This is a genomic window from Stenotrophomonas sp. STEN029 (assembly GCF_056760015.1).
In genome coordinates, this window is record NZ_JBRREC010000004.1 from 95,810 (window position 1) to 103,819 (window position 8,010).

General features: G+C 58.6%; 9 protein-coding genes. 7 read left to right on the plus strand and 2 right to left on the minus strand.

Annotated features, from left to right (window positions below; genetic code table 11):
• Nucleotides 1-6 precede the first annotated feature (6 nt).
• From ACVOLI_RS01955 to ACVOLI_RS01970, 4 genes are all read left to right on the plus strand, one after another.
• On the plus strand, nucleotides 7-633 hold the full coding sequence (locus ACVOLI_RS01955) for a hypothetical protein (RefSeq protein WP_481533310.1): 627 nt from the start codon (nucleotides 7-9) through the stop codon (nucleotides 631-633).
• Nucleotides 634-775: 142 nt separating this feature from the next.
• Nucleotides 776-1,795, plus strand: a complete 1,020-nt coding sequence (locus ACVOLI_RS01960; RefSeq protein WP_481533311.1) for a hypothetical protein — start codon at nucleotides 776-778, stop codon at nucleotides 1,793-1,795.
• A gap of 1,231 nt (nucleotides 1,796-3,026) precedes the next feature.
• Complete coding sequence (locus tag ACVOLI_RS01965; RefSeq protein ID WP_481533312.1) at nucleotides 3,027-3,575, plus strand: DUF805 domain-containing protein; 549 nt, start codon at nucleotides 3,027-3,029, stop codon at nucleotides 3,573-3,575.
• A 1,179-nt stretch (nucleotides 3,576-4,754) separates the two neighbouring features.
• Complete coding sequence (locus tag ACVOLI_RS01970; protein ID WP_481533313.1) at nucleotides 4,755-4,895, plus strand: hypothetical protein; 141 nt, start codon at nucleotides 4,755-4,757, stop codon at nucleotides 4,893-4,895.
• 54 nt (nucleotides 4,896-4,949) lie between these two features.
• Here ACVOLI_RS01970 and ACVOLI_RS01975 read toward each other — a convergent pair whose 3' ends face one another.
• Both ACVOLI_RS01975 and ACVOLI_RS01980 read right to left on the minus strand, forming a co-directional pair.
• Nucleotides 4,950-5,180 carry a DUF1653 domain-containing protein gene (locus ACVOLI_RS01975; RefSeq protein WP_481533314.1) on the minus strand — a complete coding sequence of 77 codons (231 nt, stop codon included), beginning with the start codon at nucleotides 5,178-5,180 and terminating at the stop codon, nucleotides 4,950-4,952.
• A gap of 243 nt (nucleotides 5,181-5,423) precedes the next feature.
• The gene (locus ACVOLI_RS01980) at nucleotides 5,424-5,732 is read right to left on the minus strand and encodes a hypothetical protein (RefSeq protein WP_481533315.1); all 309 of its coding nucleotides are present in this window, start codon (nucleotides 5,730-5,732) and stop codon (nucleotides 5,424-5,426) included.
• A gap of 292 nt (nucleotides 5,733-6,024) precedes the next feature.
• Here ACVOLI_RS01980 and ACVOLI_RS01985 point away from each other — a divergent pair, with 292 nt between their 5' ends.
• The 3 genes from ACVOLI_RS01985 to ACVOLI_RS01995 all read left to right on the plus strand — a co-directional run bounded on the left by ACVOLI_RS01985 (nucleotide 6,025) and on the right by ACVOLI_RS01995 (nucleotide 7,739).
• A complete protein-coding gene (locus ACVOLI_RS01985) occupies nucleotides 6,025-6,294 on the plus strand; it encodes a putative hemolysin (protein WP_481529349.1) in 270 nt (89 codons plus the stop codon).
• Between the two features lie 71 nt (nucleotides 6,295-6,365).
• Nucleotides 6,366-6,830 carry a cupin domain-containing protein gene (locus ACVOLI_RS01990; protein ID WP_481533316.1) on the plus strand — a complete coding sequence of 155 codons (465 nt, stop codon included), beginning with the start codon at nucleotides 6,366-6,368 and terminating at the stop codon, nucleotides 6,828-6,830.
• 267 nt (nucleotides 6,831-7,097) lie between these two features.
• Entirely contained in the window at nucleotides 7,098-7,739 is a 642-nt protein-coding gene (locus ACVOLI_RS01995; RefSeq protein ID WP_481533317.1) for a hypothetical protein, read from the plus strand.
• Nucleotides 7,740-8,010: the final 271 nt, after the last annotated feature.

The following is an 8,010-nucleotide window of genomic DNA, read 5'->3' on the forward strand; positions in this document are numbered from 1 at the left end:
CGAGGGATGAAGATAATCTTGTGTGCTGCACTCATGCTGTTAGTCACTGGCTGTATACCTCCGGCAAAACCCACGTCGGTGTCACACGCCGTAGTCAGTTTTCACGAAATGAAAGCTAGGGAGGAAGTCCTTGGCGAAGTGGTGGTAGACAACCGCGGCCCCGAACTCGAGGCGAAAGCAAAGCTGGCGACCGCTCTCGAGTGGGAAAAGGTCATCGCCGAAGCGCTAGATGAGGCAAAGGTGGAGTGCAACGGCTTTATCTCTGATCGGACTACAAAGTCCGAGAAGCGCCGGAAATGGCCAGCTGTATTGATGATCTCGGGAATTGTTGCGAGTAGCGTGATCGTTCCTACGCTTGCAGCTGGCAACGCTGCCGCGAATTCCGGATGGATAGCCGGAATTGGCGGATTATCTGGTGGGGCGGTGGCAAGTTCAAAAGTACTCGAAAGTTCCGGACTAAGCGGCGCAACCGACGCGAGAGAGCGCAATGCTGTAGCAAAAGTTTTCCGAGAGCAGGCTGGCATCGCTCTAGACCCGAGTCTACCGGTGGACGAGAGGATGCGTGCCGCGATCAAGATCAAAGCGGAGTGCATGGCTCCAGAGATTCATGTGCCGAGCGCGACTACTAGCTGAAAGAAGATAAGACCCGGGCCGATCACCTGGCCGAGCTTGGCCAGTACGTCGCCGACAACCGGGCCAATACGGTGGACGTCTGCAAGGAGGAACTGCAGGGGGAGTTGCTGAAACTCTCAGACCTGCTAGTGGCCAAAGCCGCATGAAGCAACAAGCCCCGCGACGCGGGGCTTGTTACTCACCCTTGCTCCTGCAGACGTCTGCCAGAGGCGCCGCCGATGTTATCCTGCTGGCCTTCCAAAGGACGGATTTAATATTTATGACATTGATAATTGCAGCCCATGCGGCGAAGCACGAGAAGCCTGGAATCTGGTTCGCCGCAGATAGCATGATCTCTCGGGGAACGGTCGTCCTTTGTGAGTATAGGAAAACTCATGAAGTGCGTGTGCGAATCAATGCGCCCCGATTCGAGCGTGACCACATAGTTGATTTTGGCAAAGTGATCTGCGATGTTCCGATTATTGTTGGGTTCGCGGGTGACTTGACTACTGCGCACCACATTTTGAATCAAATTTCAGATCACCTTTCCAACTTGATTGCCTATATGGACACGGAGGGCAACCCTTCGCTTGTCATGAAATGTGAATTTTCGATCAGTAAGGAGCTTGGGAATCGCCTGCCCTCGAATAAGCAGGATTTCAAATCTTCAATAAAGCTACTTGATTCGAAATTCATTGCGGGCGTTGTTGAGCATTCATTTAACCTGGCGCTTCAGTCGGGGCGTCGCTATAAGATCAATGAGGATGAGATTAGGAATCTGAATGCTCAGTTTGTTGTGGGCTTGCAATGTCCTAAGGAGATGTCGTTTCATCTCTACCGTATTTCTCCGGATTTTCCATCCCCAGATTACTTGCCTGAGATTTCGATGACTGAGGTTAAGCCCGGGAAGGTGGTCACGATCGGTGTGGCAGGTCAGGATTCGGATGTTCAGGCTTGTCGTGATCGGGCCTGTGCTGCGGGTGAGGACCTTGGGGAAGGATTGTTCCGTCATTTGGTGAAGCTCGTGGATAGCCATGAAGTTGATTCCATTGGGCACCCATGTGTTCTGAAGAAGTTCTCCGGATCAGGCATAGAAACGGTCAAGTTGACAAAGCTCACTCCAGGGGCAGGTGAGGCAAATGCCAATCTAAAAGGTCAGGATCACGTTCCCTCGGATTTTTGAAGCGAATGGCTTAACGCCGTTTGTTAACCGAGGTCGGTTCGATGTAAGGATGGCGCGAAATTGAATTATTGATGTGTAGTGAGCCGATTTTCTGAGCCCGCCCCATAACCCCGTTGAACCTCCACCGCGCCGGCTCAGCATGTCTTAAACCAAATGGGGCAGGGCATGAACGAGCAGACCGAAATCACCATGGAAGTGACCAAGGGGATCACCTACACCAGCCGGCGGTGAGGCCGCGCTGTCGATCGCGGGATAAGGCGGTGCTGCAGGCACTGATCAGCAAGCGGCCGGCGGCTGAGATGAGGGTGTCGAGGTGAGCTCGGCACTGCAGTTGAACGACAATTCGGACTGCAAATTATCCTTCGATCTATTCCGGCGGGGACTGCCGAGCCAAGCTCTGCAATCCCTTCAGCCAGCGTTGGCGGCGTGGCGATCGGTGCGATTGACCGGCCTCAGTATTGGCCCTATGACGAGGACAAGCAGGAATGCCCAGTGGGCACGAAAGCGGGCGGCTTCACTATGGGACCAAGCCCGGCAGGTTGCCGTAGCAGCGTCCGGCGATTGGCGATCGAGTCACCGAAGTAATGCCGGCGCCGACAGGTTGAGGCGGGAGGCTGCGAAGTTCGAGGCGATGGCGGCGCGCTGGGAGCCGGAAGAGGTGGAGTTGCATGCACCCTATCGCCGCATAACTCGTTGATACGTAAAAGCCGAGATGGAGGCTTTCGGACCCGTGCCGTTACCCCATCTTTCCTATAGATTCCAACAACTTGGTTGGGTCATTGCAGATGCCTGGGGGGCAGAGGGTCGTCGGTTCAAATCCGGCCGTCCCGACCAATTACTCGCTTTGGATGAAGGGCTTGCGGCTTACGTCGCGAGCCCTTTTTCGTTTTGTTTCCAGGTGTTTGCTGCTTCGGCAATGAGGTGCCGGTGCTGGCTGTTTGCCGCGGCGCTTTGGGCCTGCCGGGATGGTGCAAGGTCGTCGCGCGGACTGGATGCTGTGGAGCGGCGATTGGCCGTCTCCGGCCTCCAATCCATCCGCTGCGGGCTGCCCTCAGGATGAACCCACACACACGAATCACAGGCTCGCAGGGCGCTATGCTCGGGCCAGGCCAGGGGCCGCCAGTGCCAGGTCGGGTTCGTGTCCTGCCCGTGTCGGGCTGATGTCGTTACCCAGAACCGGGAAGGGCACGATGATGTCGGTAAGCCAAACAACTGATTCAAGGGGTCTTTCATGCACATCAACAGCGCCCGACTTCGCGAGCTCCGCACTGGCCGGCAATGGTCGCAGGAGCAGTTGGCCAATCTGAGCGGTTTGAACCTGAGGACCATCCAGCGCCTTGAGTCAGGCGCGAAGATCTCGACGGAATCCTTGCGGGCACTGGCTGCCGTCTTCGAGGTGCCTGCCGAAAGCCTGCTGACGGGCAATCCGTCCCCCAGTCAGCCTGCGCTGGAGGCGATGCGCGACGGCGTGCTGCGCGGCCTGGAGTTCACCGGCACCACCCCGCGGGCGGACTTCTGGTGGTTCGCCCTTGCTGTGGCGATGGTGCTTGCCTTCGCCCAGCTTTTCGCTGAAGCCATTGGCCAATGGGCGCTGGAAATCGCCTCGCTGCTGGTACTGCTGCCCTGGATCGCGGCCTGTACCCGGCGCCTGCGCGACGCTGGTTTCAACCCGTGGTGGCAGCTGATCAGTCTGGCGCCGGTTGGTGGCATCCTGGTGCTGCTCTATCTGCTTACCTATCCCAGCAAGGCGAAGGAGCCGGCCGAGGTGGCTGCGGGATGAGCAAGGATGCCTATGGCTGGGTCATGTCTGGATGCGGGTATGACGTGCAGCTATCGGTGATCTGTCACCTTCTTCGCTGGAACCCGCAACCCTTGGAGCGGGCTACGATATGACGTGGTGCGGATAACCGGCATGAACGGTATAACCGGACCAAGGATCCGGTCATTGGGTGCTTAGTCCTATGCGAGTACTTCTGGTATTCCTCCTGTTTGTAGTGGCTGTTCCAGAGGGGCTGGCAAAATGCAAGTCGCGCTTCTATGTGATTTCCGGCTCGGTCGTCGACGCCAGTGGTGCGCCGTTATCTGGCGCAATGGTGGGGGCCTCTTGGCTGCAGAATTCGCGAGCTTACGGGCCCGCTTTGGCACTCACTGATCAGAATGGCCTGTACTCGCTACCCATCAGGTTCGACCTCAGCTCGGGTTACTCGTTATGGGGCGACAAGTGCAAAGGAGTCCTTCGTCAGTTCTCTCTTTCGGCGTACACACTTACTGAAAGATCGGCCCCAATCCCAGTTCCAGTCGGGCAGGGCTCCAACATCGAGGCGCCCCGCATTCAGATCAGCCAGCCGATCGAGCGAGAGCCACTCTGGCCGGATGAGTTCAGGGCTGACTGATCGTTCAAGTCGACGCAGCTTGGCTGAAGCACTTTGATGTCGTCAGTCGGCCGCGAATCCCAGCTTCTGAGACGCCCCGGCGCCATGCTGGGCCATGCTTCCACAGAACTTCAAATGGGCGAAGGTCGCAGACTTCGAGGGCCAACTGACGGCAATCTACGTCAACGAAATCGCAGTATCCCGGTTGGTCGAGCGGCTGGACGGATCGTGGTTCGTGAACCTGGCGTACCACCTGCCTCCACCTGGCGGAGCAGTGCTGCATCCGCCACGTAACTGCCGGAGCTACGAGACCGGCAGGGCGGGATGCGAAGAATGGGCGCGGCGGAATGAGCGCAGATTGCGAGCTGAGACGGCAGAGATTGCGTTCAAAAAATGGGGGCATCGCTAGCGGCAGCTCCCTCCGGACTTGGGACTGCGTAGCTTGTTTGTTCTTGCAGCACCTCACGTTGCTCAGACCCTGCTGGGGTAGGTCAAGACGGTGCAATGCTGCCCGGCGAGGTTTAGGATCACAGCCCCAAAAGGGCGGCCGTGCTTGATCGCCCGACGTCTGACGTAATGAGGCTGCAATGAACTATCCCGGTAAGCCATCCGCCCTGTGGCGCGTTCTGGAATTTCTCTTCGGCGGCAACATGATCGAAGGAACGGTGAAGACAGCGCTCTGGGTTTTGGCGATGGTCGGTCTTCTGAGCTGGTTGTCCTGCCGGTAAGGCCATCAGCCGGCTGCGGCGGCGAGGGTGCTGCTAGTGTCTGCTACGCAGGTATCAGCCCTGGTAGGCAAACCTTGGCTGGGGCACACCTTCGACAGTCACCTGTTCCACGAACATCGCATAGGGGCGGGCCCATACGCCCAGGTCGCCGTACAAGGGCTTGTAGAGGACCAGAGCTTCCAATGTTTCGCTGCTCCGGGCGAGGCCGATGACTTCGTACTCGCCGCCTTTGAAGTGGCGATAGCGTCCAAGTGCGAGGCTGGGAAGAGCAGGTAGGTCGGACATAGATGGTTTCTCTGTCGGGTGGGGCGGCGGATCGTAGCAGTTGGAAGAAAGGCTTGCCCTGCGGACTGCAGATGAGGTCAGCTTCGATCGATGACGGTGCGCGCCTATCGGCTCAAGTTCACTTGATCCAATCACACCCCGAAGAACGGTAGAAGCGTCGCCTTGATACCGTGATGTACACCGGTGGCTGATTTGCGATCAGATCAAGGGCCGCCAAGAGTGAATAACAACTCGCGTCTATCCTCAGCGCTTGCCCAGGTAGCCTTCCAGGACTTGCCTGGCCAGCGTCAGGTTGGTCACGATGGTAGGGCCGAGGAGCGCTCGCGTGGCTGGGCCGTTGGTGAGGCTCAGGCCACGAATATCGAGAGACTGCCTGATGCGCTTGCCCACGAATCTCTCCAATTGCGGAGATGCGGGCAATGAGGCGCGGATCTCGCGCATCTCGATGATCGCCTCGCGCCAGGCTTTCTCATCGGGGGTGGCTGAGGAGAAGACGGTGATGAGCCTGTCCAAGGTGGTCAGCATGTCGTGAAGCAGCGTGTCTTTGGGCATGTTCTGCTCCTTCGCCAAAGGATGAATTTTACCGGCTGCCAGATGGGATTCAAACCGGCAGGCACCGCGCAATCCTGCCGGTGGCGTTGATGTGCAGGTGGACTGTTGGAGCAGGGCTCAGTCTGGCAATCCAAGGCTCTGGCGGTCTCGCGAGAGCCGAAAAGCGCGTGCAACGCTTTTGCGCGAGACTTTGAATGCGGCGCCCACGTGGGGTGGTGGCGAGAGCGCAGGGTCATCACAATCTTTTGCTGGCCTGCTGCCGAAAATAGGGCAGTCATCCTGGAGAGCATCCATGAAATTCTTTGTACTTGGTGTAGCCGCCTTGCTGATGTCTGCTGCGGTCACGGGCTGCGCGCCGAAAGATGACGCGAAGACAGAGGCGACGCAGCCGCGTGTGGGCATGGCCAATCCTGCATCCGAGCACTGCGTGAAGAAGGGCGGCAAGGTCGAGATCAAGAAGAACCGCGAGGGTGGTGAGTACGGCATCTGCCATCTTGCTGATGGCACCCAGATCGAAGAATGGGAGCTGTTCCGGCGCGATAACGCGGCCGGCACGAAGTAAGCCGCTGGTTTGCATCGCATGTGGCTGATTTTGCTACTGTCACGGTTTGTCCTGCTTGAGCGAAGCCTGGAATGAGTACGGTGGACCAGTTGGTGGCGCAGTTGCAGTTGGCGCCACATCCGGAAGGCGGCTACTTCCGCCGCTTCCATGAATCGCACCAACACATCATCGTCGAGGGCGTAACACGTCCTGCGTTGACGGCTATCCACTACCTGCTTGGTGCGGGGCAGGGCAGCGCCTGGCATCGCATCGATGCGGAGGAAATTTGGCAGTGGCAGGCGGGCGAACCGTTGCAGCTGTTGTTGTGGGAGGGTAATGGCGCTGCAATCAAACAGATCGAGCTGGGTGCCGTAGGCGATGGGCGGCAGTCATTGGCGATCGTGCCCAGGGGCGTGTGGCAGGCTGCGCGGCCGCTGGGTTCGCACGCTTTGGTCAGCTGCATGGTTGCGCCGGGCTTCCTGTGGTCGGGGTTTGAGCTGATGGCGGCGTCAAGTGATGACGCGGTGTGGCTGCAAACGCATGATGGTTGGGTATAGGTGAGTTGGTGTTCGGTGTGACTTCCTTGCCCCGAATGTTCGGCGTACAAGGTGCGGCCGCGCGTCAGGCGACAGCGATCCGGCAGAGGACATCATGGATGGAGAAACGCACTCTGACCCCGGTTTTTCGTATGAGGATGGTTGATGGCGAATGATGGTTGTCCGGATCCGTGCGGTGGCACAGGTGATAGTTCGCCAGACACGAGGCATCAGCAGATGCCAGCATGGTTGCGTGGGCCACGGTGGCGGCGTTGGCTGCTGATCGTGATGCTGTTCCTGGTTGGCTGGAGCGCGTTGTTTGGTGGTTGGATTGGCATTGCGCTGTTACGCGATTCGACCGACAGGAATGCCGGTGCCGTTGCCTTCAACATCGTGTTGGTGGTGTTCATGGCGACGGGTATGTTCTTGATATTGCAGCGCGGGCTCTATCGCTGGTTCTGGCATATCGAGCGCAGACGTGGTCACGGGTGGTTTGAGCCTGGCGGCAAGGCAATGCAATTTGGCGCGACGCGTACCGACACGCCGCCCGTCATCGCTTGGCCGTGGCAATTGCGGTTGCGCCATCTGGGCTTTCTGCTGCTTGGCATGGCGACGCTGCTGTTTATCTTTCTGCCTTTTGAGAACCAGCTTGCGATTGGCGGCTTTCTGGCGCGCCACAGTGCTGGCAGGGCATCGGCCGGAAGCCTGTCCATGTTGATCTTCGCCTGGTTGCCTTTGCTGCTGCTTGGCGGCCTGTCGATGTTGCTGTTGTCGCGGCAGATCCGGCGTCGGGACGCAGGCCAATTGACTGCAGAAGGGAAGCTGCTGCTGGCTGCGGAGGTGAACTGGCTGTTCTCCTTTGCCACCGCTTTTGCCATGACCATGTTGTTGTGCCGCCTGTTCGGCGCAATGGTGGTTCGCTACGTGTAGAAAACCGGGGTCAGAGTCGTATTTTCACATCGGTGCGCTGGAAGCACGTCGGTGGGCCGAGTTGCTGATGGTGATTGCCGGCATGGCGTTGCAGGCCCATTTTCTCTATTCCATGGGGCCTGCATTGGTGGCACCGAGCCATTGCTCGTTCAGCTGCGGTGTAGCGGTGTACTGGGGGGCCGCGGGGGGGCGGGGGGGGGGGGGGGGTGGTGACCCATCCCGCGGCAAGCAGGCCCACCGAGAATGGGCGGAAGGGTAATATGGTGGGTAT